Source organism: Pseudomonas sp. MWU12-2319 (genome assembly GCF_023242525.1).
GTDB lineage: Bacteria > Pseudomonadota > Gammaproteobacteria > Pseudomonadales > Pseudomonadaceae > Aquipseudomonas > Aquipseudomonas gingeri_D.
In genome coordinates, this window is sequence record NZ_JALJES010000001.1 from 302,449 (window position 1) to 328,590 (window position 26,142).

At 62.7% G+C, this 26,142-nt stretch carries 28 protein-coding genes and 1 pseudogene; 17 read left to right on the forward strand and 12 right to left on the reverse strand.

The features are described 5' to 3' along the window. Positions 1 to 6: 6 nt before the first annotated feature. The 8 genes from puuE (at position 7) to M5C01_RS01150 (ending at position 8,063) form a co-directional block, all read left to right on the forward strand. Positions 7 to 933 carry an allantoinase PuuE gene (gene puuE, locus M5C01_RS01115; protein ID WP_178129730.1) on the forward strand — a complete coding sequence of 309 codons (927 nt, stop codon included), beginning with the start codon at positions 7 to 9 and terminating at the stop codon, positions 931 to 933. Further along, positions 930 to 1,445, forward strand: coding sequence for a 2-oxo-4-hydroxy-4-carboxy-5-ureidoimidazoline decarboxylase (gene uraD / locus M5C01_RS01120; protein ID WP_152737025.1), 516 nt, complete (start codon positions 930 to 932; stop codon positions 1,443 to 1,445). Before puuE ends, uraD begins: the two co-directional genes overlap by 4 nt. A gap of 60 nt (positions 1,446 to 1,505) precedes the next feature. Then, a complete protein-coding gene (gene alc, locus M5C01_RS01125) occupies positions 1,506 to 2,501 on the forward strand; it encodes an allantoicase (protein WP_152737026.1) in 996 nt (331 codons plus the stop codon). A 69-nt stretch (positions 2,502 to 2,570) separates the two neighbouring features. After that, positions 2,571 to 3,074 carry an ureidoglycolate lyase gene (locus M5C01_RS01130; protein ID WP_100940633.1) on the forward strand — a complete coding sequence of 168 codons (504 nt, stop codon included), beginning with the start codon at positions 2,571 to 2,573 and terminating at the stop codon, positions 3,072 to 3,074. A 51-nt stretch (positions 3,075 to 3,125) separates the two neighbouring features. Further along, a complete protein-coding gene (locus M5C01_RS01135; RefSeq protein ID WP_178129731.1) occupies positions 3,126 to 4,475 on the forward strand; it encodes a urate hydroxylase PuuD in 1,350 nt (449 codons plus the stop codon). Positions 4,476 to 4,696: 221 nt separating this feature from the next. Next, entirely contained in the window at positions 4,697 to 6,052 is a 1,356-nt protein-coding gene (locus M5C01_RS01140) for a nucleobase:cation symporter-2 family protein (RefSeq protein ID WP_152737027.1), read from the forward strand. Between the two features lie 351 nt (positions 6,053 to 6,403). Continuing rightward, entirely contained in the window at positions 6,404 to 7,189 is a 786-nt protein-coding gene (locus M5C01_RS01145; protein WP_152737028.1) for an outer membrane protein OmpK, read from the forward strand. Positions 7,190 to 7,454: 265 nt separating this feature from the next. After that, complete coding sequence (locus M5C01_RS01150) at positions 7,455 to 8,063, forward strand: TetR/AcrR family transcriptional regulator (protein ID WP_100940637.1); 609 nt, start codon at positions 7,455 to 7,457, stop codon at positions 8,061 to 8,063. Here M5C01_RS01150 and M5C01_RS01155 read toward each other — a convergent pair whose 3' ends face one another. After that, positions 8,064 to 8,504 carry a heme-binding protein gene (locus M5C01_RS01155; protein ID WP_103496221.1) on the reverse strand — a complete coding sequence of 147 codons (441 nt, stop codon included), beginning with the start codon at positions 8,502 to 8,504 and terminating at the stop codon, positions 8,064 to 8,066. It lies immediately after the preceding gene. 254 nt (positions 8,505 to 8,758) lie between these two features. Here M5C01_RS01155 and gcl point away from each other — a divergent pair, with 254 nt between their 5' ends. From gcl to M5C01_RS01185, 6 genes are all read left to right on the forward strand, one after another. Then, positions 8,759 to 10,534 (forward strand): glyoxylate carboligase, encoded by a 1,776-nt coding sequence (gene gcl, locus M5C01_RS01160; RefSeq protein ID WP_152737029.1) that lies wholly within the window; start codon positions 8,759 to 8,761, stop codon positions 10,532 to 10,534. 114 nt (positions 10,535 to 10,648) lie between these two features. Then, entirely contained in the window at positions 10,649 to 11,431 is a 783-nt protein-coding gene (gene hyi, locus M5C01_RS01165; protein WP_152737030.1) for a hydroxypyruvate isomerase, read from the forward strand. An 18-nt stretch (positions 11,432 to 11,449) separates the two neighbouring features. Further along, positions 11,450 to 12,340, forward strand: coding sequence for a 2-hydroxy-3-oxopropionate reductase (locus M5C01_RS01170; RefSeq protein WP_103496224.1), 891 nt, complete (start codon positions 11,450 to 11,452; stop codon positions 12,338 to 12,340). Positions 12,341 to 12,538: 198 nt separating this feature from the next. Next, on the forward strand, positions 12,539 to 13,444 hold the full coding sequence (locus M5C01_RS01175; RefSeq protein WP_152737031.1) for an urea transporter: 906 nt from the start codon (positions 12,539 to 12,541) through the stop codon (positions 13,442 to 13,444). 48 nt (positions 13,445 to 13,492) lie between these two features. Next, the gene (locus M5C01_RS01180; RefSeq protein ID WP_103496225.1) at positions 13,493 to 14,317 is read left to right on the forward strand and encodes an ion transporter; all 825 of its coding nucleotides are present in this window, start codon (positions 13,493 to 13,495) and stop codon (positions 14,315 to 14,317) included. Positions 14,318 to 14,409: 92 nt separating this feature from the next. Then, positions 14,410 to 15,408: a sulfate ABC transporter substrate-binding protein gene (locus M5C01_RS01185; protein ID WP_103496226.1), complete on the forward strand. Its 999-nt coding sequence runs from the start codon at positions 14,410 to 14,412 to the stop codon at positions 15,406 to 15,408. Positions 15,409 to 15,557: 149 nt separating this feature from the next. Here M5C01_RS01185 and M5C01_RS01190 read toward each other — a convergent pair whose 3' ends face one another. Beyond that, a complete protein-coding gene (locus M5C01_RS01190) occupies positions 15,558 to 16,196 on the reverse strand; it encodes a DUF5666 domain-containing protein (protein ID WP_177101544.1) in 639 nt (212 codons plus the stop codon). Between the two features lie 103 nt (positions 16,197 to 16,299). Between M5C01_RS01190 and M5C01_RS01195 the strand changes: the two are divergent. Beyond that, positions 16,300 to 16,587, forward strand: a pseudogene (locus M5C01_RS01195) (PIN domain-containing protein); the annotation flags it as partial. A 97-nt stretch (positions 16,588 to 16,684) separates the two neighbouring features. Here M5C01_RS01195 and M5C01_RS01200 read toward each other — a convergent pair. From M5C01_RS01200 to ccmA, 10 genes are read right to left on the reverse strand one after another with little or no spacing between them, the layout of a single operon-like run. Continuing rightward, on the reverse strand, positions 16,685 to 17,077 hold the full coding sequence (locus tag M5C01_RS01200) for a hypothetical protein (RefSeq protein WP_152737033.1): 393 nt from the start codon (positions 17,075 to 17,077) through the stop codon (positions 16,685 to 16,687). Between the two features lie 10 nt (positions 17,078 to 17,087). Further along, complete coding sequence (gene ccmI, locus M5C01_RS01205; RefSeq protein ID WP_152737034.1) at positions 17,088 to 18,293, reverse strand: c-type cytochrome biogenesis protein CcmI; 1,206 nt, start codon at positions 18,291 to 18,293, stop codon at positions 17,088 to 17,090. After that, positions 18,290 to 18,760, reverse strand: a complete 471-nt coding sequence (locus M5C01_RS01210) for a cytochrome c-type biogenesis protein (protein ID WP_103499457.1) — start codon at positions 18,758 to 18,760, stop codon at positions 18,290 to 18,292. The genes ccmI and M5C01_RS01210 overlap by 4 nt, the downstream gene beginning before the upstream one ends. Beyond that, positions 18,757 to 19,293, reverse strand: a complete 537-nt coding sequence (locus M5C01_RS01215) for a DsbE family thiol:disulfide interchange protein (protein ID WP_152737035.1) — start codon at positions 19,291 to 19,293, stop codon at positions 18,757 to 18,759. Before M5C01_RS01215 ends, M5C01_RS01210 begins: the two co-directional genes overlap by 4 nt. After that, positions 19,290 to 21,263 (reverse strand): heme lyase CcmF/NrfE family subunit, encoded by a 1,974-nt coding sequence (locus M5C01_RS01220; protein ID WP_152737036.1) that lies wholly within the window; start codon positions 21,261 to 21,263, stop codon positions 19,290 to 19,292. Before M5C01_RS01220 ends, M5C01_RS01215 begins: the two co-directional genes overlap by 4 nt. A gap of 3 nt (positions 21,264 to 21,266) precedes the next feature. Beyond that, entirely contained in the window at positions 21,267 to 21,722 is a 456-nt protein-coding gene (gene ccmE, locus M5C01_RS01225; RefSeq protein ID WP_100940651.1) for a cytochrome c maturation protein CcmE, read from the reverse strand. After that, on the reverse strand, positions 21,719 to 21,895 hold the full coding sequence (gene ccmD, locus M5C01_RS01230) for a heme exporter protein CcmD (protein WP_103499454.1): 177 nt from the start codon (positions 21,893 to 21,895) through the stop codon (positions 21,719 to 21,721). The genes ccmE and ccmD overlap by 4 nt, the downstream gene beginning before the upstream one ends. Continuing rightward, positions 21,892 to 22,650 carry a heme ABC transporter permease gene (locus M5C01_RS01235; RefSeq protein ID WP_177101554.1) on the reverse strand — a complete coding sequence of 253 codons (759 nt, stop codon included), beginning with the start codon at positions 22,648 to 22,650 and terminating at the stop codon, positions 21,892 to 21,894. Before M5C01_RS01235 ends, ccmD begins: the two co-directional genes overlap by 4 nt. A gap of 44 nt (positions 22,651 to 22,694) precedes the next feature. Continuing rightward, entirely contained in the window at positions 22,695 to 23,363 is a 669-nt protein-coding gene (ccmB, locus tag M5C01_RS01240) for a heme exporter protein CcmB (RefSeq protein WP_103499452.1), read from the reverse strand. Continuing rightward, complete coding sequence (ccmA, locus tag M5C01_RS01245; RefSeq protein WP_247263414.1) at positions 23,360 to 23,941, reverse strand: cytochrome c biogenesis heme-transporting ATPase CcmA; 582 nt, start codon at positions 23,939 to 23,941, stop codon at positions 23,360 to 23,362. Before ccmA ends, ccmB begins: the two co-directional genes overlap by 4 nt. A gap of 248 nt (positions 23,942 to 24,189) precedes the next feature. Here ccmA and M5C01_RS01250 point away from each other — a divergent pair, with 248 nt between their 5' ends. Both M5C01_RS01250 and M5C01_RS01255 read left to right on the forward strand, forming a co-directional pair. Then, positions 24,190 to 25,761: a flagellar hook-length control protein FliK gene (locus tag M5C01_RS01250; protein WP_152737037.1), complete on the forward strand. Its 1,572-nt coding sequence runs from the start codon at positions 24,190 to 24,192 to the stop codon at positions 25,759 to 25,761. After that, entirely contained in the window at positions 25,758 to 26,087 is a 330-nt protein-coding gene (locus M5C01_RS01255; protein WP_100940656.1) for an EscU/YscU/HrcU family type III secretion system export apparatus switch protein, read from the forward strand. Before M5C01_RS01250 ends, M5C01_RS01255 begins: the two co-directional genes overlap by 4 nt. Positions 26,088 to 26,142 lie beyond the last annotated feature (55 nt).

Genomic DNA, 26,142 nt, shown 5'->3' on the forward strand with positions numbered 1-26,142 from the left:
ACTGCAGTGAGCGCCGACTACCCACGCGACCTGATCGGTTACGGCAGCAACCCGCCTCACCCCCACTGGCCGGGCAATGCCCGCATCGCCTTGTCCTTCGTGCTCAACTACGAAGAAGGCGGCGAACGCAACATCCTCCATGGCGACCCGGAATCCGAGTCCTTCCTCTCGGAGATGGTCGCGGCGCAGCCTCTGCAGGGCGCGCGCAACATGAGCATGGAGTCGCTCTACGAGTATGGTAGCCGTGCCGGCGTGTGGCGGATTCTCAAGCTGTTCAAGCGTTTCGATATTCCCCTGACCGTGTTCGCCGTGGCCATGGCCGCCCAGCGCCACCCGGACGTGATCCGCGCCATGGTCGCGGCCGGTCACGAGATCTGCAGCCACGGCTACCGCTGGATCGACTACCAGTACATGGACGAAGCCCAGGAGCGCGAGCACCTGCTCGAAGCCATCCGCATCCTCACCGAAATCAGCGGCGAACGCCCATTGGGCTGGTACACCGGACGCACCGGGCCGAACACCCGCAAGCTGGTGATGGAGGAAGGCGGCTTCCTCTATGACTCGGACACCTACGACGACGACCTGCCCTACTGGGAACCCGACAGCCCCACCGGCAAGCCGCACCTGGTAATTCCCTACACCCTCGATACCAACGACATGCGCTTCACCCAGGTGCAAGGCTTCAACAAGGGCGACGATTTCTACCAGTACCTCAAGGACGCCTTCGACGTGCTCTACGCTGAAGGCGACGAAGCGCCGAAGATGCTCTCCATCGGTTTGCACTGTCGCCTGATTGGCCGCCCGGCACGCCTGGCCGCCCTCCAGCGCTTCATCGAATATGTCAAAGGCCATGACCGGGTCTGGTTCAGTCGCCGGGTCGATATCGCTCGCCACTGGCACGCCACCCACCCTTTCCAGGGAGTCGCGAAATGACGGCCTTCAAGACCCTCAAGCCCTCGACCTTGAGCCGCGAAGCCTTTATCCAGGCCTTCGCCGATATCTACGAACATTCGCCCTGGGTCGCCGAAAAGGCTTTCGACCTGGGCCAGGACGCCGACCTCGACGAGGTCGAGACCCTGCACCAGCGCATGAACGACATCCTCTTGAGCGCCGATCACGCCAGCCAGCTGGCCCTGATCAACGCCCACCCGGACCTGGCCGGCAAAGCCGCCGTGCAGGGTCAACTCACCGAAGCCAGCACCAACGAACAGGCCGGCGCCGGCATTCACCAATGCTCGAACGAAGAGTTCCAACGCTTCACCGAGCTGAACGACGCCTATAAAGCCAAGTTCAAGTTCCCCTTCATCATGGCGGTAAAAGGCAGCAACCGGCATCAGATCCTCGCCGCGTTCGAAGTGCGCATCCATAACCCGGTGGACACCGAGTTCCAGTGCGCGCTGGCCGAGATCAACAAGATCGCCCTGTTCCGCCTACTGACCCTTTAGCGAGCCGTACCTGAACCCGGCAAGCCTCCCCAGCCACTTATTAAAAGGCAGACAAAAAGCATGAAAGCTTACGCCGTACCTTTCGAGAAGTTCGTCAACCTGGCCGACGCCCGCCTGGGCACCAGGATCCTCTCGGTCACCGACGACTGGTTCGCCGACGCCAACCGCCTGTTCCAGCCGACCCCGGCCGTCTGGAAAGAAGGCGTGTTCGATGACAACGGCAAGTGGATGGACGGCTGGGAGTCGCGCCGCAAGCGTTTCGAAGGCTACGACAGCGCGGTGATCCGCCTCGGCGTCGCCGGCTCGATCAAGGGCGTGGACATCGATACCTCCTTCTTCACCGGCAACTATCCGCCGTCGGCCTCCCTGGAAGCCTGCTTCCTGAGCAGCGGCGAGCCGGACGAAAACACCCAGTGGGTCGAAGTGCTGTCCGCCGTCGAGCTGCAAGGCAACAGCCACCATTACCACGAGATCAGCAACGACCAGGCCTTCAGCCACCTGCGTTTCAACATCTATCCGGACGGCGGCGTGGCGCGCCTGCGGGTCTACGGTATTCCATTCCGTGACTGGTCGGCGGTGGGCGACAACGAACAGGTCGACCTGGCTTCCGCCCTCAACGGCGGTCGTGCCCTGGCCTGCTCCGACGAGCATTTCGGCCGCATGAGCAACATCCTCAACCCGGGCCGTGGCGTCAACATGGGCGACGGCTGGGAAACCGCGCGCCGGCGTACCCCGGGCAATGACTGGGTGATCGTGGCGTTGGGTCATCCGGGCGAGATCGAACAGATCATCGTCGACACCCTGCACTTCAAGGGCAACTACCCGGACAGCTGCTCGATCCAGGGCGCCTTCGTCAAGGGCGGCACCGACAGCCAGATCGAGACCCAGAGCCTGTTCTGGCGTGAACTGCTGCCGAGCCAGAAGCTGGAAATGCACCAGGAACACAGCTTTGCCGAACAGATCAAGGCGCTGGGACCTATCACCCATATCCGCCTGAACGTGTTCCCGGACGGTGGCGTAAGTCGCCTGCGGGTGCTGGGCAAAGTCGCGAAGTAACCCCATGGGTGGTTTTCGCGCCTCGCGCGGGAACCGCCGATACACAGAATTCGAGAACAGAAGAACCGCATGCGCACACTGACGATTGAACCGCTGAGCAAAGAAGCCTTCGCCCCCTTCGGTGACGTGATCGAAACCGACGGCAGCGACCACTTCATGATCAACAACGGTTCGACCCAGCGCTTCCATCGCCTGGCGACGGTGCAAACCGCCACGCCGGACGACCAGGCGATCATCAGCATCTTCCGCGCCGACGCGCTGGACATGCCCTTGACCGTGCGCATGCTCGAGCGCCATCCGCTGGGCAGCCAGGCTTTTATCCCGCTGCTCGGCAACCCCTTTCTGATCGTGGTCGCGCCCCTTGGCGATGCACCGGTATCAGGCTTGGTCCGCGCCTTTGTCAGCAATGGCAGGCAGGGCATCAATTACCATCGCGGCGTCTGGCACCACCCGGTGCTGACGATCGAAAAGCGGGATGACTTCCTGGTGGTTGATCGCAGTGGCTCCGGCAACAACTGCGATGAGCATTTCTTCAAAGAGGATGAGTACCTGATCCTCGCCCCCCACCAATAAGAGAAGGTCTGATCACTCCCGAAAAAGAGTGACAGGCGAGAGGTAAAGACTGTGCAAGCACATCTGATGGAATGGCTGAACCTGAGCGTGCGCTGGATTCACATGATCACGGGCGTGGCCTGGATCGGTGCATCGTTCTACTTCGTCTGGCTGGAGAACAACCTCAACCGGGTCAATCCCAGGGACGGCCTGGCGGGCGATCTGTGGGCGATCCACGGCGGCGGTATCTACCACCTGGAAAAATACAAGCTGGCCCCGCCGACCATGCCGGACAACCTGCACTGGTTCAAATGGGAAGCCTATTTCACCTGGATGTCGGGGATCGCGCTGCTGTGCGTGGTGTTCTACTCCAACCCGGTGCTCTACCTCGTGGCCCCCGGCAGCGGCCTGAGCGGCCCCGAGGGCGTGGCCATCGGTATCGGCGCACTGATCGCCGGCTGGTTCGTCTACGACTTTCTCTGTGACTCGGCCCTGGGCAAGCGCCCGGCCCTGCTCGGCTTTATCCTGTTCGTGCTGCTGATTGCCGCCGCCTACGGGTTCAGCAAGGTGTTCAGCGGTCGCGGCGCCTACCTGCATGTCGGCGCGATCATCGGCACCATCATGGTCGGCAACGTGTTCCGCATCATCATGCCGGCCCAGCGCGCCCTGGTGGCGGCCATTGCCGAGAACCGCACGCCGGACCCGAGCCTGCCGGCCAAGGGCCTGCTGCGTTCGCGGCACAACAACTACTTCACCCTGCCGGTGCTGTTCATCATGATCAGCAACCACTTCCCAAGCACCTATGGCAGCCCGTACAACTGGCTGATCCTGGCCGGGATCGCGGTGCTGGCGGTGATGGTGCGGCACTATTTCAACACTCGGCACAACAGTCACAAGTTTGCCTGGACCTTGCCGGTCGCGGCCCTTGGGATGATCTGCCTGGCCTATGTCACCGGCCCGTCGCCGGTCCCGAGCGCACCGCAAGTGGCCAAGGTCCCGGCGAAGATCGAATACCAGCCGTTGCCGGAAACCGCGTTGGGCGGCAAGCCGGCCCAAGCCACGCCAGCGGTACCAGAGACGCCAGCCGTTACCGCCGCACCAGCCGCCGCCGCAGCTCCGGATTCGGTTCCTGCGCCAACGACCACAGCGAGTGCCGCCGACGTCAGCTTCGACAAGGTTCACCGTGTGATCCAGGAACGCTGCGCGGTGTGCCATTCGGCCCAACCCACCAGCCCGCTGTTCAGTTCGGCGCCGGCCGGGGTGATCTTCGATACCGCGCAACAGATCCAGCAATTGGCTCCACGTATCCAGGCCCAGGCCATCACCACCCAGATCATGCCGTTGGGCAACATCACCCAGATGACCCAGCAGGAACGTGACCTGATCGCGGCCTGGATCAATCAGGGGGCACGCACCAACTGAATGTCGCTATTAGCCAGCTGATTTGGAGACACCGCGTTACCTGTAGGAACGTGGCTTGCCCGCGAAGCTTTTAGCGATCTTGAAAGCCTCTTCGCGGGCAAGCCCTGCTCCTACAGGTTCGAGATCAACCGTGAAGCGGTTGCGTTGCCCCGGCTACAAAAAACGCTGTCCGCAACCACACAGCGCTAAAACCACAAGAATAAAAAAATCCGAGGTGTTGCATGTCCGAGTTATCCGAACCGCGCATCCCCGCCGCACCCGCTATCCAGCGCCTGCCTCTGTTGCAGCTGATCCTGGTGGGCCTGCAACACGTTCTGCTGATGTATGGCGGCGCCGTCGCCGTACCGCTGATCATCGGACAGGCCGCCGGCCTGGGTCGTGAGGAAATCGCTTTTCTGATCAACGCCGACCTGCTGGTGGCCGGTATCGCCACCGTGGTGCAATCCCTCGGCATCGGCCCCATGGGCATCCGCATGCCGGTGATGATGGGTGCCAGTTTCGCCGCCGTCGGCAGCATGGTGGCCATGGCCGGCATGCCCGGTATCGGCATGACCGGGATCTTCGGCGCCACCATCGCCGCCGGTTTTTTCGGCCTGCTGATCGCCCCGTTCATGTCCCGGATCGTGCGTTTCTTCCCGCCCCTGGTCACCGGCACCGTGATCACCGCCATCGGCCTCTCGCTGTTTCCGGTGGCGGTCAACTGGGCCGGCGGCGGCAGTGCCGCGACACAATTCGGCTCGCCGATCTACCTCACGGTGGCCGCGCTGGTGCTGGCCACCATCCTGCTGATCAACCGCTTCATGCGCGGCTTCTGGGTGAATATCTCGGTGCTGATCGGCATGCTCCTGGGCTATGTGCTGTCCGGCGTCATCGGCATGGTCGACCTCAGCGGCCTGGCCCAGGCGCCCTGGCTGAAAGTGGTCACCCCGCTGCATTTCGGCCTGCCGCAGTTTCACCTGGCACCGATCCTGTCCATGTGCCTGGTGGTGGTGATCATCTTCGTCGAGTCCACCGGGATGTTCCTCGCCCTGGGCAAGATCACCGGCCAGGACGTCACCCCACGCATGCTCCGGCGCGGCTTGCTGTGCGACGCCGGCGCGTCGTTCCTCGCCGGTTTCTTCAACACCTTCACCCACTCCTCCTTCGCCCAGAACATCGGCCTGGTGCAGATGACCGGTGTGCGCTGCCGTTCGGTGACCATCGTCGCCGGGCTCTTCCTGATCGTCCTCAGCCTGCTGCCCAAGGCCGCGTTCCTGGTCGCCTCGATTCCGCCGGCGGTACTGGGCGGCGCGGCCATCGCCATGTTCGGCATGGTCGCGGCCACCGGGATCAAGATCCTCCAGGAAGCCGATATCTCCGACCGGCGCAACCAGTTGCTGGTGGCGGTAAGCATCGGCATGGGCCTGATCCCCGTGGTGCGACCGGAGTTCTTCGCCCACCTGCCGCTGTGGATGGGTCCGATCACCCACAGTGGTATCGCCATGGCGACCTTGAGCGCCGTGTCCCTGAACCTGCTGTTCAACGTGCTGGGGGGCGCCGAACGGGCGGCACTCAGCGGGCATGTTCACCCCCACTGATACCTTTGCCGGCGGACGCGAGCGCTCTGGCACGGGCGCTTGAGCCCTCGGGCGCGAATCAGTATGCTGCGCGCCCGCTGGAATCCGCTCGAACAAGCCATCGCCACCGACACCTGACCCAAGCGCCTCTCTATCCCGGCGCGGGACAACCCCAAGGCCTATAGAAGCCCTCACCACTCGACTGTCCCACGGACAGCCGAACGCAGGGTCTTTGACTGTTTTTTGCCTTGAACCGGCCCTTGCCAGAAGCAGGCAGGCCGCTGAACCGGCGATGGCCGACAGAAAAAAAGCGCCGAACCCAGAGCGCTGAACGACGGAAGCCTTGAACCACTGACCTTAGGGAGCAACCCAATGAAGCGCACCTCTACGAGCCTGATATTGTCCGCCACCTTGCTGAGCGCAGGAACCGCCTGCGCGGGCGACCTGCTGCAATGGCAGAACAACAGCCTGACCTACCTGTACGGCAAGAATTTCACCGTCAATCCGCAGATCCAGCAGACCGTCACCTTCGAACACGCCGACGCCTGGAAGTACGGCGACAACTTCTTCTTCCTCGACCGGATCTTCTACAACGGCAAGGCCGATACCCGCCTCGGCCCGAACACCTACTACGGCGAGTTCACCCCGCGCCTGTCCATGGGCAAGATCTTCGACCGTTCGTTCGCCTTCGGCCCGGTCAAGGATGTGCTGCTGGCCATGACCTACGAGTTCGGCGAAGGCGACACCAACGCCTACCTGTTCGGCCCCGGCTTCGACCTGGACGTACCCGGCTTCGACTACTTCCAGCTGAACTTCTACCAGCGCCATACCGACAGCAACCGTCCGGGCAGCAATATCTGGCAGATCACCCCGGTCTGGTCCTACACCATCCCAGTGGGCCATTCCAACGTGCTGATCGACGGCTATATGGACTGGGTGGTGGACAACGACCGCAATGCCCAAGGGACCTACCACGCCAACCTGCACTTCAACCCGCAGATCAAGTACGACCTGGGTAAGGCCCTGCATTGGGGCGAGAAGCAGTTGTACGTGGGTATCGAGTACGACTACTGGAAGAACAAGTACGGCCTCCAGAGCAGCAGCGACTTCAGGACCAACCAGGACACCGCGAGCCTGTTGATCAAGTATCACTTCTGATGCTGTCGTGGGTTCTGCGGCGCCTGGTCGAACGCTATCGCCGGCAAGCCGGCTCCTACAGTTGCGCGTATCGCCACAGACTCTCGGCGTGCGCCCCCCCTGTAGGAGCCGGCTTGCCGGCGATGGCGGCCGAGAGGACAGCGCAGGGCTCAAGGGCCTGACCGACTTTGCTCATTCAGACGTGCGGGAGGGGCATTCTTGAGCCTTGCGCAAACCCGGTGCTACCATGCCCAACCGCCCGGGCCGGCAAGGAAAAACCTGGTTTATGAGCACCATCCGCGAACGCAACCGTGAACTGATCCTGCGCGCCGCCAGCGAAGAGTTCGCCGACAAGGGCTTCGCCGCCACCAAGACCAGCGATATCGCGGCCAAGGCCGGCCTACCCAAGCCCAACGTCTACTACTACTTCAAATCCAAGGACAACCTCTACCGCGAGGTGCTGGAAAGCATCATCGAGCCGATCCTCCAGGCCTCGACCCCCTTCAACCCCGCGGGCGTGCCCGCCGAGGTACTGGCCGGTTATATCCGTTCGAAGATCCGTATCTCCCGCGACCTGCCGTTCGCCTCCAAGGTCTTCGCCAGCGAAATCATGCACGGCGCGCCGCACCTGAGCCCCGAGCAGGTGGAGCAGCTCAATGCCCAGGCCCGACACAATATCGCCTGCATCCAGACCTGGATCGACCGCGGCCTGATCGCCCCGCTCGATCCCCATCACCTGATGTTCAGCATCTGGGCCGCGACCCAGACCTATGCCGATTTCGACTGGCAGATTTCCTCGATCACCGGCAAGGCCAAGCTGGAAGACGTCGACTATGAAGCGGCGGCGCAGACCATCGTGCGGTTGGTGCTCAAGGGCTGCGAGCCGGATCGATAGTCAGACAGACACCCCGGCATCCGCCACCAGCCCCAACGCCTCGATTGCACTGATCGCACACTGCTCATCGATATCCGAAGTATCCCCGCTAATCCCGATGGCCCCGATCACCTTCCCCTCCTGATCGCGAATCAACACCCCGCCCGGCGCCGGCACCACGCTGCCCTGCCCCAGGCTGTTCAATGCCGCCACAAACGCCGGTCGCTGCTGCGCATCCAACGCCAGCAAGCGCGAGCCCTTGCCCAGGGCGATCGCGCCCCAGGCCTTGCCGATGGCGATCTGCGGACGCAACAGGCTCGCCCCATCCTCGCGTTGCAGTGTCACCAGGTGACCACCGCCATCCAGCACCGCAATGGTCAGCGGTGCTGCCGAAATGACCCGGCCGGCGGCAATCGCCTCGCTGGCCAGACTGACTGCGACGTTCAAGGTTAAAGCGCTCATGGTGCCGTCCTTATCGAGTGAGGAGAGAGCCGTCGCTGCTCCTTTTCAGAAGCAGTTCGGCCAAACAAATAGAACACAATGTTAAATATTTTTGTATACAAAAATATAGAAACCCTCATTAAACCCTTGAGAAACGGCCCCAGAACGAATCCACCAATCATTTTAGAAAAGGCATTGACCAGCGCCGCCTTGCGTGAATACACTCGCCACACAGCAACTTGTATACAATTAAAAAACGCAAGAGGCACAAAACAATGAGCAAAATGAGAGCAATCGAAGCCGCCGTCCTGGTGATGCGTCGCGAAGGCGTGGACACTGCCTTCGGCATTCCCGGTGCCGCGATCAACCCGCTGTACAGCGCGTTGCAAAAGCTCGGCGGTATCGATCACGTCCTTGCTCGCCACGTCGAAGGCGCCTCGCACATGGCCGAGGGTTACACCCGCACCAAGGCCGGCAATATCGGCGTGTGCATCGGCACCTCGGGCCCGGCCGGCACCGACATGGTCACCGGCCTGTACAGCGCCAGCGCCGACTCGATCCCGATCCTCTGCATCACCGGCCAGGCACCGCGGGCACGCTTGCACAAGGAAGACTTCCAGGCCGTGGACATCACCAGCATCGTCAAGCCGGTGACCAAGTGGGCGACCACCGTGCTCGAACCCGGCCAGGTGCCCTACGCCTTCCAGAAAGCCTTTTATGAAATGCGCTCCGGCCGCCCCGGCCCGGTGCTGATCGACCTGCCGTTCGATGTGCAGATGGCGCAAATCGAATTTGATATCGACGCCTACCAACCACTGCCCCTGGCCAAGCCAGGCGCCACACGGATTCAGGTCGAGAAGGCCCTGGCCCTGCTCGACCAGGCCGAACGCCCGCTGCTGGTGGCCGGTGGCGGCATCATCAATGCCGATGCCAGCGAACTGCTGGTGGAGTTCGCCGAACTGACCGGCATTCCGGTGATCCCGACCCTGATGGGCTGGGGCACGATCCCTGACGATCACCCGCTGATGGTCGGCATGGTCGGGCTGCAAACCTCCCACCGCTACGGCAACGCCACGCTGCTCAAATCCGATGTGGTGCTGGGTATCGGCAACCGCTGGGCCAACCGTCACACCGGTTCCGTGGAGGTCTACACCGAAGGACGCACCTTCATTCACGTGGACATCGAGCCGACCCAGATCGGCCGCGTATTCACCCCGGACCTGGGCATCGTGTCCGACGCTGCCGCGGCCCTGACGGTATTTATCGAAGTGGCCCGTGAATGGCAGGCCGCCGGCAAGCTGAAGGACCGCAGTGCCTGGCTTGCCGATTGCCAGCAGCGCAAGGCCAGCCTGCAGCGCAAGACCCACTTCGACAACGTGCCGGTCAAACCCCAGCGCGTCTATGAAGAGATGAACCAGGTGTTCGGCAAGGACACCTGCTACGTCAGCACCATCGGTCTGTCGCAGATTGCCGGCGCGCAGTTCCTCCACGTCTACAAACCACGGCACTGGATCAACTGCGGCCAGGCCGGGCCCCTGGGCTGGACCATTCCGGCCGCGCTGGGGGTGGTCAAGGCCGACCCATCGCGCAAGGTCGTGGCACTGTCCGGCGACTATGACTTCCAGTTCATGATCGAGGAACTGGCGGTGGGCGCGCAGTTCAAGCTGCCGTATATCCACGTGGTGGTGAACAACTCCTACCTGGGGCTGATTCGCCAGGCCCAGCGCGGCTTCGACATGGACTACTGCGTGCAATTGTCTTTCGACAACCTCAACGCACCGGAGCTCAACGGTTATGGCGTGGACCACGTCGCCGTCGCCGAGGGCCTCGGTTGCAAGGCCCTGCGGGTGTTCGAACCGGACCGGATCCAGGGCGCGCTGCGCCAGGCCCAGGCGATGATCGAGGAATTCAGGGTCCCGGTGATTGTCGAGATCATCCTGGAGCGGGTGACCAATATTTCCATGGGCACCGAGATCAACGCCATCAACGAGTTCGAAGACCTGGCGCTGGTCGGCAACGATGCGCCGACGGCGATTGCCTTGCTCGACTGATCCCACCCCGCGTTTGGACGGGCTTGCCAGCGCAGTCGATATCACCTTCACTGCCGCTATCGCTGCGCCCGCAGCCCGTCCAAATGCTTTGTATCGATTCGCCAGGAGATTCCCATGCCACGCTTTGCCGCCAACCTGTCCATGCTGTTCACCGAAGAGGATTTCCTGGCCCGTTTCAAGGCCGCCGCCGAGGCCGGTTTCAACGGTGTGGAATACCTGTTCCCCTACGACTTCAGCTCCGCCGAGATCAAGGCGCAACTGGATGCCCACGGCCTGACCCAGGTGCTGTTCAACCTGCCGGCCGGCGACTGGACCAAGGGCGAACGCGGGATTGCCTGCCACCCGGACCGGGTCGAGGAGTTCCGTGCCGGGGTCGACCTGGCCATCGCCTATGCGCAGGTGCTGGGCAATACCCAGATCAACTGCCTGGCCGGCATCCGCCCCCAGGGTGTCGACGACGCCGTGCTGGAAAAGACCTTCGTCGACAACCTCAAGTACGCCGCCGGCAAGCTTGAAGCCGTCGGCATCCGTCTGGTGATGGAAGCGATCAACACCCGCGACATCCCCGGTTTCTACCTGAACACCACGGCCCAGGCCCTGTCGATCCGCCATCAGGTGGGCAGCGCCAACCTGTTCCTGCAATACGACATCTACCACATGCAGATCATGGAAGGTGACCTGGCGCGGACCCTGTCCGACCACCTGGCCGAGATCAACCATGTGCAGCTGGCCGACAACCCCGGGCGGCATGAGCCGGGGACCGGAGAGATCAACTATCGATTCCTGTTCGAGCACCTGGACCGCATCGGTTATCAGGGCTGGGTCGGCTGCGAATACAAACCGCTGACCAGCACCGAAGCCGGGCTGGGCTGGTTGAAAACCCATAACGCGACATAAGAAAAAGAGGACGTTGTCATGGCTAAAATCGGTTTTATCGGCACCGGCATCATGGGGCATCCCATGGCCGCCAATCTGCAAAAGGCAGGTCACAGCCTGTTCCTGTCCAACCACCACGACGCCGCGCCAGTCGACCTGATCAGCGCCGGCGCGGTGGCCCTGGCGAGCCCGAAGGAAGTCGCCCAGGAAGCCGAGTTCATCATTGTCATGGTGCCGGATACCCCGCAGGTCGAGGATGTGCTGTTCCGTGCCGACGGGATTGCCGCCGGCGTCGGTCCGGGCAAGATCGTCATCGACATGAGCTCGATCTCGCCCACCGCGACCAAGGCGTTCGCGGCCAGGATCAACGAGAAAGGCGCGCAGTACCTCGACGCCCCGGTGTCCGGCGGTGAAGTCGGTGCCAAGGCCGCGACCCTGAGCATCATGGTCGGCGGCGACGCCCAGGCCTTCGCTCGCGCCCTGCCGCTGTTCCAGAACATCGGCAAGAACATCACCCTGGTGGGCGGCAACGGCGACGGTCAGACCGCCAAGGTGGCGAACCAGATCATTGTCGCCCTGAATATCCAGGCGGTGGCCGAGGCACTGTTGTTCGCCGCGAAAAACGGCGCCGACCCGGCCAAGGTACGTGAAGCACTGATGGGCGGCTTTGCCTCGTCGAAAATCCTCGAAGTGCATGGCGAACGCATGATCAAGGGCACCTTCGACCCGGGCTTCCGCATCAGCCTGCACCAGAAGGACCTGAACCTGGCGCTGGCCGGTGCCCGCGAGCTGAATATCAACCTGCCCAATACCGCCAATGCCCAGCAGGTATTCAACACTTGCGCGGCCATCGGCGGCAGCCAGTGGGACCATTCGGCACTGATCAAGGGCCTGGAGCATATGGCGAACTTCTCGATTCGCGAGCGCTAGGCCCCTCCCGGCTCAACGCGGTCAACTGTAGGAGCCGGCTTGCCGGCGATGAGGCCCATGAGCCTTGCATCGCCCGATCAGCCGCCATCGCCAGCAAGCTGGCTCCCACAATGTAGCGTCGAGCACAGATCCTGTAGGAGCAGAGCTTGCTCGCGAAAGCGGTCTTGCGCCCCCAAAGAATCCCCCTGACACCCCACCATGCCGAAGATCCCCAGCACACCCCACTGCCCCGACTGGGCAACCGCCCTGCTCAACGGCTTCAGCCAGATCTTCCTCCAGCGCCATCCGCTCTGCGGCCTGTGCTGCCTGCTGGCAATACTTCTGGCGGCACCGAGCCTGGTTGGCGGCGCGTTACTCGGCGGCCTTGCCGGCCTGCTCACCGCCCAGCGTCGCAGCTACCCCAAGGCCGAGCGCCAGGCCGGTCTCTACAGCTATAACGGCGTACTGCTGGGCCTACTGATCAGCCTGCAGTTTCCCCGGTCGATACTGATCCCGCCACTGATCATCGCCGCCTCCGGCCTGAGTGCAATCCTGGTCCGGCAATGGCTCAAACACACCGGCGACGTTCAAAGCCTGCCCGCCTACACCGCGCCCTTTGTCGGCCTGAGCTGGTTGCTGCTGGCGTTCACAACCCATGACCCGACAAGCAGCTCGCCACTCCCCCTCGCAGACACCTTCGCCTACGCCAACGCCGCCTTCATGGGCCTGGGCCAGATCGTATTCCTCGACCAGCCCCTGGCGGCCTTGTCGATCTTCATTGGACTGCTGATCGCCAATCGCCGCGCAGCCGTCTGGGCGGTCCTCGGCAGCACCGTCGGGCTGGCCTTCGCCCTCCTGCATGATCCTGCGTCACCCGCCCAGTTCGGCCTCGCCGGCTACAACCCGGCGCTGGTCGCGCTTGCCCTGAGCCAGCAACGGCGCGCCCCCTGGCCCGCGCTGATAGGCATGCTCCTGGCGAGCGTACTGACACCCGGCTTTGCCGCCCTCGGCCTGGCCCCGCTGACCGCCCCCTTTATCCTCGCCTGCTGGCTGATCCGGGCCGGAGCCCGCGTGCTACGCCAGGCCAGCGACGACAACGGCCAAGACCGCCGGCTTGCGCATTGATCGGCAATCCCCCACGCTTCCCACATCCATAAGCTTGGGCAACACCTCATGAACAGCAACAACGACTGGCGCCAGCGGCTCTACGTCATGGTTTTCCAATCCGACACCGTCGCCGGCAGGCGCTTCGACAAAACCCTGCTGCTGATTATCCTCGCCAGCCTGGTGATCGTGATCCTCGACAGTATCGAGAGCTTTCACCAGACCTTCGCCACCCCCCTGGCCTATATCGAGTGGGGCTTCACCTTCATCTTCGCGGTCGAGTACCTGCTGCGCCTGTACTGCTCGCCACGGCCGCTGCGCTACGCCTTCAGCTTCTACGGGCTGGTGGACCTGCTGGCCATCGTGCCGGGGATCCTCGCCCTCTACTACAGCGACGCCCAGTACCTGCTGATCATCCGTATCATCCGCATGCTGCGGATCTTCCGGGTCCTCAAGCTCGGCCCGTACCTGAAACAGGCGCACTACCTGCTCGACGCCCTGCGCGGCAGCAAGCAGAAGATCCTGGTGTTCCTGCTCAGCGTCTGCACCCTGGTGATCGTGTTCGGCACCCTGATGTACGTGGTCGAAGGCCCGGAGCATGGCTTTACCAGCATTCCCAAGGGCATCTACTGGGCTATCGTTACCCTCACCACCGTGGGTTATGGCGATATCGTGCCCAAGACCGTGTTGGGCCAGGTGATTTCCTCCCTGGTGATGATCACCGGTTACTCGATCATCGCCGTGCCTACCGGGATCTTCACCGCCGAACTGGCCAGCGCCATGCGCGGCGATTCCCACAAGCACGACTGCCCGGTTTGCGGGAAAAACAGCCACGAGCCGGAAGCCTCTTTCTGCTCTCGCTGTGGGAATCCGCTATACAAGAAAATAGAATAAACAAAGCACTTTTTAATCTTTAAGTGACTATGTCAGCGCCGTTATAGTTGCTGGCAAATTGCCCCTCTCTCAGCTGAAACAAGGACTGCGCAGTGAAAAAACTCTTTGGCGCTTCACTTCTGGCCGCTGGCCTGGCCTTTGGCAGCCTGGCCCAGGCCGCACCGACCTTGCTGAACGTTTCCTACGACGTGATGCGTGACTTCTACAAGGACTACAACGCGGCGTTCCAGAAGCACTGGCAGGCCGAGCACAATGAAAACATCACCCTGCAGATGTCCTTCGGCGGCTCCAGCAAACAGGCGCGTTCGGTTATCGACGGCCTGCCGGCGGACGTGATCACCATGAACATGGCCACCGACATCAACGCCCTGGTGGACAACGGCAAGCTGGTGCCGGACAACTGGGTCACCCGCCTGCCGAACAACAGTGCGCCGTTCACCTCCGCCACTGTGTTTATCGTGCGCAAGGGCAACCCCAAGGCCCTGAAAGACTGGCCGGACCTGCTCAAGGACGGTGTCCAGGTGATCGTGCCCAACCCCAAGACCTCGGGTAACGGCCGCTACACCTACCTGTCGGCCTGGGGTTATGTGCTGAAGAACGGCGGTGACGAGAACAAGGCCAAGGAGTTTGTCGGCAAGCTGTTCAAGCAGGCTCCGGTGCTCGATACCGGCGGCCGCGCAGCGACCACCACCTTTATGACCAACCAGATCGGCGATGTGCTGGTGACCTTCGAGAACGAAGCGGAAATGATTGCCCGCGAGTTCGGTCGCGATCAGTTCGAAGTGGTCTACCCAAGCGTGTCAGCCGAGGCAGAGCCGCCGGTGAGCGTGGTGGACAAGGTGGTCGACAAGAAGGGCAGCCGCGCGGCGGCTGAAGAATACCTGAAGTACCTGTGGTCGCCGGAAGGCCAGGAAATCGCCGCCAACAACTACCTGCGCCCGCGTGATCCGCAGGTGCTGGCCAAGTTCACCGACCGCTTCCCGAAAGTCGACTTCCTCTCGGTGGAGAAGACCTTCGGCGACTGGCGCACGGTGCAGAAGACCCACTTCAATGATGGTGGTGTGTTCGATCAGATCTATAACGGTAAGTAACTGATACCACCCGGCATTGAAAACACCGCGAAACCTGTAGGAGCCGGCTTGCTGGCGATGAGACCAGTGAGCCTTGCATCGCCTGATTGGCCGCCATCGCCAGCAAGCCGCTCCCACAGATCGAGGGTGTTTTCAAGATAACGCCTTCCTTACATCGGCGGTTTGACTCCATCCTTACCCGCTGAAATCCCCGCCGCCGTCAGCTTGCCATCCGCCCCCTGCTGGGCAAACAGCACCACCTTCACCCCCGGCTTGAGCAGACTGCGATCGCCTGGCACCAGGTTGACCACAGGCACGCCCTCCGGCACCACGATCTTCTTCTCGCCGCCTTTGTAGCTCAGGGTCAGGGTCCGCCCATTGGCGACCTTCAGCTCACCCACCCGGCCATTGGTCATGGTGCTGCCCTGGGCCAGATCGAAAGGACGGTGACCGTCTCCGGTACCGGCCATCTCCGGTGGGAATACATGAACTTCCATCGCCGTCAGCGTACCATCCGGGCCAGGCATCGCCGCCGTGCCGATGTAGCTGCCGGGCTTGATATCCGAGAGAGTCGCGAGGGTCACACCGCGAACCTGGGTGTCCTTGGTCAGGCCGACCGTGACATCCTCATTAGCGATGGTATGCACCTTGAGCGCATCGCCGTCGAGCGCCGTGATTTCACCGCGCACCGCCACCCGCTGGGCCGGGGCATCAGCAGCCTGGGCAAGACCAACAGACATCAATACCGCCAGACTCATCGCCGAGGCCAACGCACTGCGGCGGGCCAATTTGCCGAAAATCGAATTCATAGGACGTCAGGTTCCTTGGGTGGGGAGATAAACAGTTCTCAATTCAACAGGACTGTTATAGCGCTGATAACGGGATTCGGGGGATGAAAATATCGCCTTTGCGGTAAATCGCCCGGACCTTACGCTTGAACAACTGGACCGCACCTCCATGCTGATGGATCGTGCAATCCCCGATGGTGAAGTCACGGGGTACGAGGCTTTGATCCAAGGGCTCTCGTTACCTGACGCCGATGACCGCCATGTCCTGGCTGCCGTGATTTGCGCCGCCCAGCGTCAACGCCATCAGCTCAAGACGCCGCCCCTTTGTGTTGACGACTATCTCGATATTCTTTTCCGACAAGGCCTGGTTCAAACGGTAAAGGCACTGCTGGCCTACCGTCCCATGCTTTGATCACAGCACTTCAGGCATCGGCTGATCGATACGCCAATTGACGAAACCTGAAATAACCTCAAAAAAAACGGCGATATCTAAAGATCGCCGTTCTCACTCACTGACCGAACTGCTTGCCCAGCCCCGGCGGCACGCCATGGATATCGGTGTCTTCCCATGGCCCGTTGGGGCTGATGGAGCGGCTCCAGCCGTTGTTCCAGCGATAGTAGGTGCGCTGGCGATAGAAGGTGTTGGTCTGGTTGTCGAGGACATAGACGCCCATCTGCCCGTCCCAATGGCTGTTACCGCCCGGCGGCGGGGCAAACGTCGGCGAGAAGCTCGGACGTGGTTTGCCCGGTGGGATCGGTTTACCCGGCGTGCCCGATGGATAAGGTTGGGTCGTCGGGCCGGAAGGCGGGATTGTCGGACCCTCCGGCGGCGGGCGATAGACCGCACAAGCGCTCAACCCCAGGACCAGCGTTAACAGGGTGAGGCGAGCGATGGCGGTCATGGCGAATTCTCTATTTATCCGGGCTGTCGATGGTCAGGTTCTGTTGCGCGGCGGTGCTGCTGGCCAACGGCTGGCTGCGCCCGATCCACTCGCCCGCCGTCGGTTGGCCGGCGCGGGATACCCGTGCAACCAGTTGGACTTCAGGAAAGTTCGACAGTTTCAATTGCGGCATCATCGCGTCCGCATCACCCAACTCGACGGTGGCCGGCAGGTCGGCGACCGTCAGGCGCTTGGCCGCCAGCGGCGCAGGCGGGCCCTGGGTGGCACGAGCGAAGATAAAGACGCTGTCGCCCGGCCGGACCTTGGCTTTCAGCTCCGCCGCCAGATCGACCCGCACTGTCAACAGCGCGCCCTTGACCACAGGCCGCTCGACGACCGCGACCTTGCCACCGCTCGCCACCAACTTCTCACTGGCACGGTCGATACCGCCCTGCAACGCGGCACGGGAATTGTCATCCGGCGGCAATTGCGCCAGCAGGCGTTTCCAGTAGTCGATGGCCTCTTGGTAACGCTGCCCTTCAAACGCCGCGATCCCCAGCAGACCCAGGCTGGTGACTTCCTTCGGATCGATCTTGAGGGCTTCGTCGGTCAGCGCCTGGACCTGCGGCGACCACTGCTTGCCATCGGCGAAGTATTGCGCCTGGGCCCACTGCCCGAGCAACTCCGGCTGGCGTCCGGCGACCTTGACCGTACGTTCGAACACCTTCGCCGCATCCCCCGCACGGTCCTGGGCCATATAGGCGCGCCCGAGGAAATACAGGCCCTCGGCCGAATCCGGCTGGGCCGCCACCGCCCGTTCCAGACGCCGGGTCATCTCTTCCACGGACTGCGGTGCCTGGGCGAATTCGCGGGTCAGTTCGACCTTGTCGCTGGCGCCGAAATGCAGGTACAGCGCCAAGCCCAGCACCGGTACCAGCAGCGCCGCCAGCAACGGCAATGGCTTGCCCAGCCGTGAGACACGGGCCGGTGCCACACCTTCGGTATCGGCCAGCAACTCGCGGGCGGCTTCCGCCCGACCGCTGTCCATCTGTTCGGCGCTGAGCACGCCTTCAACCTGCTGCGCCTGCAACTCGGCGACACGCTCCTGGTAGAGGGCGACGTTCAACGCGGTGCGGTCTTCTTCGCGCTGCACGCGGCGTTCACGCAAAATCGGAATCAACAGAAAACTCAGGGCAATCAGTAACAACAGACCTGTAGCGAGCCAGAAATCAATCATTCGGTTTTCTTATCCAGCAGGTGGTCGAGGCGCTGGCGCTCCTCGGCGGAAAGCGCGTCCGGGGCGGCAGCGCCCTCGGCACGACGACGGCGGACGATCACCGCGATCACGACAAAGCCCCCCAGCAGCAGGCCGGCCGGGCCGAACCAGAGCAAGGCGGTCTTGCCGCTCAGGGCCGGCTTGTAGCGTACGAAGTCGCCATAACGGTCGACCATGAAGTCGATGATCTGCTGATTGTCCTTGCCCTCGCCGAGCATGCGGAAAATCTCTCGGCGCAGGTCGGCGGCAATCGGCGCGTTGGAATCGGCGATGTCCTGGTTCTGGCACTTGGGGCAGCGCAGTTCCTTGGTCAGGTCGCGAAAGCGTTCACGCTCGGCGTCGTTGGCGAACTCATAGGTGTCGATGGCGGCATGGGCCACGCCAACCAGACTCAGGCCCAGGACGACCGCGGCTAACCAGCGCTTCATGGTCGGGCCTCGTCCACCAGCGACTGATACACCGTCGCCAGCTGTTCACGCCAGACCGTCTCGTCGATCACCCCGACGTGCTTGTAGCGAATCACGCCCTTGGCGTCGATGAAGAAGGTCTCCGGCGCGCCGTACACCCCCAGGTCCAGGCCCAGGGTGCCCTGCTCGTCGCGGATATTCAGCTGGTAAGGGTTATGGAAATCCTTCAGCCATTTCAATGCCTCGGCATTGTCATCCTTGTAGTTCACGCCATAGATCAGCACGCCTTGCTGGGCCAGCTTGTTCAGCACCGGGTGCTCGACCCGGCAGGAAATGCACCAGGTCCCCCAGACATTCACCAGCGCCGGCTTGCCTTGCAGGTCGGCCACGGTCAGCTTCTTGTCACCCTGCACGTCGGGCAACGCGAACGCCGGGAACGGCTTGCCGATCATCGCCGACGGCAGCTCGGACGGATCGAGGTACAAGCCGCGATAGAGGAACACCGCCATCACCAGGAACGCCGCCAGCGGCAATACCATCAACCAACGCTTCATGCAGTCGCTCCACTCATGCCCAGCGCTTCACGCACACGGCTTTTCACCTTGACCCGATAACGCCGGTCCAGGGCCGCCAGTGCACCGCCCAAACCGGTCAGCAGACCGCCGAACCAGATCCAGCGCACGAACGGCTTGACGTGTACCCGTACCGCCCAGGCGCCGTTTTCCAGTGGTTCGCCGAGGGCGACATAGAGGTCGCGGGTGAAACCGGCGTCGATCCCGGCTTCGGTCATCATCGATTGCTGCACGGTGTACAAGCGTTTCTCCGGGTGCAGCAGTGCCACTTCCTTGCCGTTTTCAATCACCCGGATCGTGCCTCTGTCCGAGGTGAAGTTCGGCCCTTCGACATGCTTGGCGCCTTCGAAGATGAAGTGATAGCCGCCCAGTTCCATGGACTCGCCCGGCGCCATGCGCAGGTCGCGCTCGGCGCTTTCCTGGCTCGACAGCACCACACCCAGGGCGCAGACCGCGATGCCCAGGTGCGCCAACTGCATGCCCCAATAGCTGCGGGTCAGGCTCGGAAGCCCCTTGATCAGGCCTTTGTTGCGTGTCTTGTCGAGGATGTCGCGTACCCCGGCCAGCAGCACCCAGGCCGCCAGCAGGAAGGTCGCCAGCACCGCCCAGTTGAAATCGCCATAGACCAGCCCGGCCACCACCGCCAGGGCAACGCTGCCCAACAGCACCGGGGTCAGCATGCCCACCAGCCATTTCACCGGGGTGTCTTTCCAGCGCACCAGCACGCCGATCGCCATCACCACCATCAGCAAGGCCATCAACGGAATGAACAAGGCATTGAAGTACGGCGGGCCGACCGACAGCTTGGCCCCACTGAGGGCATCGAGCACCAACGGATACAAGGTGCCCAGCAGGATCATCGAGGCCGCCACCACCAGCACCAGGTTGTTGCCCAGCAGCAGGGTTTCCCGCGACCACAGGTTGAAGCCCACATGGCTTTTCACCACCGGCGCGCGCAGGGCGAACAGGGTCAGCGAACCGCCGACCACGAACAGCAGGAAGATCAGGATAAACACACCGCGCGCCGGGTCGGAGGCGAAGGCGTGCACCGAGGTCAGCACGCCGGAACGCACCAGGAAGGTTCCCAGCAGGCTCAGGGAAAACGCCGCAATCGCCAGGAGCACGGTCCAGCTCTTGAACACCCCGCGTTTTTCCGTGACCGCCAGGGAGTGGATCAGCGCCGTACCCACCAACCAGGGCATGAACGAGGCGTTTTCCACCGGGTCCCAGAACCACCAGCCACCCCAGCCGAGTTCGTAGTAGGCCCACCAGGAGCCAAGGGTGATACCTACACCCAGGAACGCCCAGGCGACGATGGTCCAGGGCCGCGACCAGCGCGCCCAGGCGGCATCAAGACGCCCGCCAAGCAAGGCGGCGATGGCAAAGGCGAAGGCCACCGAGAAACCGACGTAGCCCATATAGAGCATCGGCGGGTGGACGATCAGGCCGACGTCCTGCAGCAACGGGTTGAGGTCGCGACCGTCCGCCGGAATCTGCGGCAGGATCCGTGAGAACGGGTTGGACGTCAGGATCAGGAACAGCAGGAAGCCGGTGCTGATCATGCCCATCACCGCCAATACCCGGGCCAGCATCACCTGGGGTAACTGCCGGGAGAAGACCGACACGGCAAAGGTCCAGCCACCGAGGATCAGGGCCCAGAGCAGCAGTGAACCTTCATGGGCGCCCCATACCGCGCTGAACTTGAAGTACCAGGGCAAGGCGCTGTTGGAGTTGTTGGCGACATAACTGACGGAAAAATCATCGGTCATGAAGGCGTAGGTCAGCACCCCGAAGGCGAATACCAGAAAGGAAAACTGCCCCCAGGCCGCCGGCCGCGCCAGGCTCATCCACAGGCGATCACCGCGCCAGGCGCCGAACAGCGGGACGATGGCTTGCACCAGGGCAAAACACAGCGCGAGAATCATGGCCAGATGGCCCAACTCAGGAATCATCGATCAACCCTCCTTGGCTTGCGTCGGGGCGGATTGACCGCTGTCTTTCAACGCCTTGGTAACTTCCGGTGGCATGTATTTCTCATCGTGCTTGGCCAGCACTTCATCGGCCACCACCACGCCATCGGCGTTCAGCTTGCCGAGGGCAACAATGCCCTGCCCTTCGCGGAACAGGTCCGGAAGGATGCCGCGATAGGTAATGGTGACGGACTTGTTGAAATCGGTGACCACGAACTTCACGTCCAGCGAATCGCCGGAACGTTGCAGCGAGCCCTTCTCCACCATGCCGCCGGCGCGAATCCGCGTGCCATGGGGGGCGTCGCCATTGGCGATCTGGGTCGGAGTGTAGAACAGGTTGATATTTTCCTGCAGTGCACTCAAGGCCAGGCCCACGGCGGCGCCGACGCCGACCAGGATGGCGAGGATAATGATCAGGCGCTTTTTGCGCAGCGGGTTCACTTGGCATTCTCCCGGCGCAGACGACGCGCCTCTTGTTGCAGGTAACGCCGCCGAGCCAGGATCGGCGCCGCGACGTTCAAGGCCAGTACAGCCAGGCAGATACCGTAGGCCGACCAGACATACAGGCCGTGATGGCCCATGGCGAGAAAATCGCCGAAGGTGGCAAAACTCATCGAGCCACCCCCAGCTCGTTCAGGACTTCAGCCTTGACCCAACTGGCCCGGGCCTCGCGCTTGAGTACTTCAAGGCGCATGCGCAGCAGCACCACGGCGCCGAAGAAACAGTAGAACCCCAGCACCGTCAGCAACAGCGGCAGCCACATTTCAGCAGGCATGGCGGGTTTTTCGGTCAGGCTGAAGGTCGAGCCCTGGTGCAGGGTGCTCCACCACTCCACCGAGTATTTGATGATCGGGATATTGATCACTCCGACAATCGCCAGCACCGCGCAGGCCTTGGCGGCGCTGTCGCGATTGGTGATGGCGTTGCCCAGGGCGATCAGGCCGAAATAGAGGAACAACAGAATCAGCATCGACGTCAGCCGCGCATCCCAGACCCACCACGCGCCCCAGGTCGGCTTGCCCCAGATGGCCCCGGTAATCAGGGCCACGGCGGTCATCCAGGCACCGATAGGCGCGGCGCATTGCAACGCGACGTCGGCCAGTTTCATCTTCCACACCAGCCCCACCACACCGCAGACCGCCAGCATCACATAGCAGGACTGGGCCAGCATGGCGGCCGGCACGTGGATGTAGATGATGCGAAAGCTGTTGCCCTGCTGGTAGTCCGGCGGCGCGAAGGCCAGGCCCCAGACCACGCCGGTGCCGATCAGCAGCACGGCGGCCACGCTCAGCCAGGGCAGCAGGCGCCCGCTGATGCCATAGAACCATTTGGGCGAGCCCAGCTTATGAAACCAAGTCCAGTTCATCACGGTACATCCAGGGTCTTCGCTGGTCATCAACCGACCAGACCTCATTATTCGCCGACGCTGATCTTCAGGCCAGCCGCTATTGCAAAAGGTGTCAGGGTCACCGCCAGGGCGGCCAGGCTGCCCAGCCAAAGCAGGTAACCGGTGGCCGGCATGCCCTGCAACGCGGCCTGCAAGGCCCCGCTGCCAAGAATCAGTACCGGGATATACAAAGGCAGGATCAGCAGGGCCAGTAACAGGCCACCACGTTTCAATCCCACCGTCAGGGCCGCCCCCACCGCACCGAGCAGACTCAGTACCGGCGTACCCAAGAGTAGCGATAACAACAGCACCGGCAAGCAAGCAGTGGGCAATCCGAGCATCAGCGCCAGCAAAGGCGCGAGCAGAACCAGGGCCAGACCGGAAAAAATCCAGTGTGCCAGTACCTTGGCCAAAACCAGAAGGGCCAGGGGGTGCGACGAAAGGACCCACTGTTCCAGGGATCCGTCCTCGAAATCGCTGCGAAACAGCCCGTCCAGCGAGAGCAGGACGGACAACAGGGCCGCCACCCAGACCAGCCCTGGAGACAAGGTTTGCAACATATTTGTCTCGGGACCGACCGCCAACGGGAACAGCGCAATCACAATGGCGAAGAACACCAGGGGATTGGCCAGTTCCGCCGGACGGCGAAACAACAGCCGCGCTTCACGGGCGAACAACAGACCGAAGACACTCATGCGGCCCACCGTCCCAGGTCAAGATCACGGTAACCGGCCGGCACCCGGGTCAGCGTGTGGTGGGTGGTCAGCACGACCATGCCACCGCGTTCGCAATGGCCGGCCAGGTGTTCTTCGAGTTGGGCGACCCCCTGCTTGTCCAGGGCGGTGAAGGGTTCATCGAGAATCCACAGCGGCGGGCTGTCCAGGTACAACCGGGCCAGGGCGACGCGGCGCTGCTGGCCGGCGGACAGGGTATGGCAGGAGACATCCTCGAAACCCCGCAGCCCGACCGCCGCCAGGGCCTGCCAGATCGCCTCGCGCCCGGCCGGCTGATGCAGGGCACAGAGCCAACTGAGGTTCTCTTCGGCGGTCAGCAGGTCCTTGATCCCGGCGGCATGGCCGATCCACAACAAGGTGCGGGCCAGCTCGCTACGCCGGGCATTCAGCGGCTGCCCGTCAAGCTGTACTTCCCCGGCGGTCGGCTGCATCAGACCGGCCAGCAGGCGCAACAGGCTGGTCTTGCCACTGCCGTTGGGGCCGCTGATCTGCAAGAGGTCGCCGGGGCGCAGCTGCAACTCGAGGTGCTCGAAGAGCATCCGCCCGTCCCGTTCACAGGCGAGCGCCAAGGCTTCTAGAAGAGGGCTGGTCAAATAATCGAGGCCTTTTTACAGTTCAAGTCGGCACGGGCGCAGCCGTTAAAGTGAAGCAGAATAAATGCTTTTGCAGCTCGACCTACAGAGCTGTGTCAATTTTTGCGCTATTTTGGACACACTTTCGGAGATGGGCGGCATTATACATGCGATGCCCTACTCCAAAGAGGGCTATTTCGACAGGCTGCGACCCGATGACAGGCGAAATCAACATCCTCCCCCTGCCCCAGTTGATCCCGGCCAACAGCCGTCCGATGCAACTGGCCAGCGAACTGCTGCAGCTGACGCCGCCGCTGGAAGGCCTGATCGCCCCCGGGCAGAGTGCCGAGGCCGAAGTCCTCTCGCTCAAGCAAACCGACCAGACCTTCCAGATGCTGCTCAAGGTCACCACCGACAGCGGTCGCCAGACCACCGTGCAGGTCAACAGCAACCTGCCGCTGCCGCAAGGCACCAGTGTCGCCGTGACCCAACCGACGCCCGGCAACCTGGCGATCACCGTGCAACAGGCCCTGAGTGCCAGCATCGCCGCCCTGACCCGCCTGGATACCACGCAACTGCCGGTTGGCACCTTGCTGCAAGGCAAGGTCATGACCGCCCAGCTACTGCCACAGACACCCGGACAACCGGCGGTCTATCGCTCGCTGGTGACCCTGCTCAACACGGTCCTGAGCGGCACCACCCTGACCCTCGACAGCCCGCAGCCGCTGCGTATCGGCAGCCTGCTGAGCGCCCTGGTGCGGGACGCGCAAAGCCTGAGCCTGGTGCCGTTGGCCGCCCGCCAGGACCAATTGGCGGTGGCCCAGCAGTTGGTCACCCAGCAAGGTCGCCAAGGCTCGCTCGACAGCCTGGTCAGTACGCTGCAGAACCTGTCCCAAAACGCCGAGCTGCCCGAAGACCTGCGCACGGCCATCAACACCCTGCTGGCGGACCTGCCTGACGTCAATCAGTTGAGCAACCCCAAAGGGCTCGCCCAGGCCCTGCAAAATAGCGGGCTGTTTCTCGAAGCCAATCTGTTGCAAGGGCAGAATCCGGCGCTGACCCCCGACCTCAAGAGCAACCTGCTGCGCCTGATCGCCCAGATCATGCCGCAGTTGCCCGGCAGCCCGAACTTCGACCCCGGAGCCGCCGGCGCGCTGCTCGCCCGCACGCTCCCGGGCTTTGTCCGCAGCGCCCTGGGTACCCTCGGCCAGGTCGGCGAGCCGACCCAGCCGATCAGCTTTCCGCTGCCCTCGCGCCTGCTGCAAAGCCTCACCGACGATGGCGACCTGGAAGGCCTCCTGCGCCTGGCCGCGGCCGCCGTTTCGCGCCTGCAAAGCCATCAGCTTTCCAGCCTGGAACAGACCGGGCGCACCCCCGAGGGCAATCTGCAGACCACCTGGCAGCTGGAAATCCCCATGCGCAACCTGCAGGACATCGTGCCTTTGCAGATCAAGATCCAGCATGAGGAAAAGGAGCCGCCACCCGAGCAGGAAAAACGCGAAAAGCGCGAGCAGAAGGAACAACTGTGGCGAGTGGAGCTGGCCTTTGACCTGGAACCGCTGGGGCCGCTGCAAGTCCAGGCACAGTTGGTGCGGGGCAGCCTGTCCAGCCAGTTATGGGCCGAACGTCCCTACACCGCCAGCCTGATCGCCAGCCAACTGGGCGAGTTGCGTGAACGCCTGCGGGCCTCGGGCCTGAATGTCAGCGACCTCGATTGCCATCAGGGCACGCCCCCCCAGGGCAAGCAAACCCGACTGGACCAACGCTGGGTTGACGAAACCGCATGAAGAATCCCAACACCCCACGCCAGGCCATTGCCCTCAAGTACGACGGCCAACAAGCCCCGACTCTCACCGCCAAGGGCGACGAGGAGCTGGCCGAAGCCATCCTGAAGCTGGCCCGCGACTATGAAGTACCGATCTACGAGAATGCCGAGCTGGTGAAACTGCTGGCCCGGATGGAGTTGGGCGACAGTATTCCGGAGGAGTTGTACCGGACCATCGCCGAGATCATCGCCTTTGCCTGGAATCTCAAGGGGAAATTTCCGGCTGGCCAGGATCCCAATGCGCCCCCTGTGGAGAAGGATATTACCGAGCGTGGGGAGGATTATTAATTCAGAAAATCATTCACAACGCGCCAGAGTAAAATCCGTCTACATGTTGAATGAA

Excerpts from the sequence above, each read along its gene's own strand:
- uraD (WP_152737025.1), top strand. The coding sequence starts at position 930 with ATGACGGCCTTCAAGACCCTCAAGCCCTCGACCTTGAGCCGCGAAGCC.
- alc (WP_152737026.1), top strand. The coding sequence starts at position 1,506 with ATGAAAGCTTACGCCGTACCTTTCGAGAAGTTCGTCAACCTGGCCGAC.
- M5C01_RS01130 (WP_100940633.1), top strand. The coding sequence starts at position 2,571 with ATGCGCACACTGACGATTGAACCGCTGAGCAAAGAAGCCTTCGCCCCC.
- M5C01_RS01140 (WP_152737027.1), top strand. The coding sequence starts at position 4,697 with ATGTCCGAGTTATCCGAACCGCGCATCCCCGCCGCACCCGCTATCCAG.
- M5C01_RS01145 (WP_152737028.1), top strand. The coding sequence starts at position 6,404 with ATGAAGCGCACCTCTACGAGCCTGATATTGTCCGCCACCTTGCTGAGC.
- M5C01_RS01150 (WP_100940637.1), top strand. The coding sequence starts at position 7,455 with ATGAGCACCATCCGCGAACGCAACCGTGAACTGATCCTGCGCGCCGCC.
- M5C01_RS01155 (WP_103496221.1), bottom strand. The coding sequence starts at position 8,504 with ATGAGCGCTTTAACCTTGAACGTCGCAGTCAGTCTGGCCAGCGAGGCG.
- gcl (WP_152737029.1), top strand. The coding sequence starts at position 8,759 with ATGAGCAAAATGAGAGCAATCGAAGCCGCCGTCCTGGTGATGCGTCGC.
- hyi (WP_152737030.1), top strand. The coding sequence starts at position 10,649 with ATGCCACGCTTTGCCGCCAACCTGTCCATGCTGTTCACCGAAGAGGAT.
- M5C01_RS01170 (WP_103496224.1), top strand. The coding sequence starts at position 11,450 with ATGGCTAAAATCGGTTTTATCGGCACCGGCATCATGGGGCATCCCATG.
- M5C01_RS01175 (WP_152737031.1), top strand. The coding sequence starts at position 12,539 with ATGCCGAAGATCCCCAGCACACCCCACTGCCCCGACTGGGCAACCGCC.
- M5C01_RS01180 (WP_103496225.1), top strand. The coding sequence starts at position 13,493 with ATGAACAGCAACAACGACTGGCGCCAGCGGCTCTACGTCATGGTTTTC.
- M5C01_RS01190 (WP_177101544.1), bottom strand. The coding sequence starts at position 16,196 with ATGAATTCGATTTTCGGCAAATTGGCCCGCCGCAGTGCGTTGGCCTCG.
- M5C01_RS01200 (WP_152737033.1), bottom strand. The coding sequence starts at position 17,077 with ATGACCGCCATCGCTCGCCTCACCCTGTTAACGCTGGTCCTGGGGTTG.
- ccmI (WP_152737034.1), bottom strand. The coding sequence starts at position 18,293 with ATGATTGATTTCTGGCTCGCTACAGGTCTGTTGTTACTGATTGCCCTG.
- M5C01_RS01210 (WP_103499457.1), bottom strand. The coding sequence starts at position 18,760 with ATGAAGCGCTGGTTAGCCGCGGTCGTCCTGGGCCTGAGTCTGGTTGGC.
- M5C01_RS01215 (WP_152737035.1), bottom strand. The coding sequence starts at position 19,293 with ATGAAGCGTTGGTTGATGGTATTGCCGCTGGCGGCGTTCCTGGTGATG.
- M5C01_RS01220 (WP_152737036.1), bottom strand. The coding sequence starts at position 21,263 with ATGATTCCTGAGTTGGGCCATCTGGCCATGATTCTCGCGCTGTGTTTT.
- ccmD (WP_103499454.1), bottom strand. The coding sequence starts at position 21,895 with ATGAGTTTTGCCACCTTCGGCGATTTTCTCGCCATGGGCCATCACGGC.
- ccmB (WP_103499452.1), bottom strand. The coding sequence starts at position 23,363 with ATGAGTGTCTTCGGTCTGTTGTTCGCCCGTGAAGCGCGGCTGTTGTTT.
- ccmA (WP_247263414.1), bottom strand. The coding sequence starts at position 23,941 with ATGCTCTTCGAGCACCTCGAGTTGCAGCTGCGCCCCGGCGACCTCTTG.
- M5C01_RS01250 (WP_152737037.1), top strand. The coding sequence starts at position 24,190 with ATGACAGGCGAAATCAACATCCTCCCCCTGCCCCAGTTGATCCCGGCC.
- M5C01_RS01255 (WP_100940656.1), top strand. The coding sequence starts at position 25,758 with ATGAAGAATCCCAACACCCCACGCCAGGCCATTGCCCTCAAGTACGAC.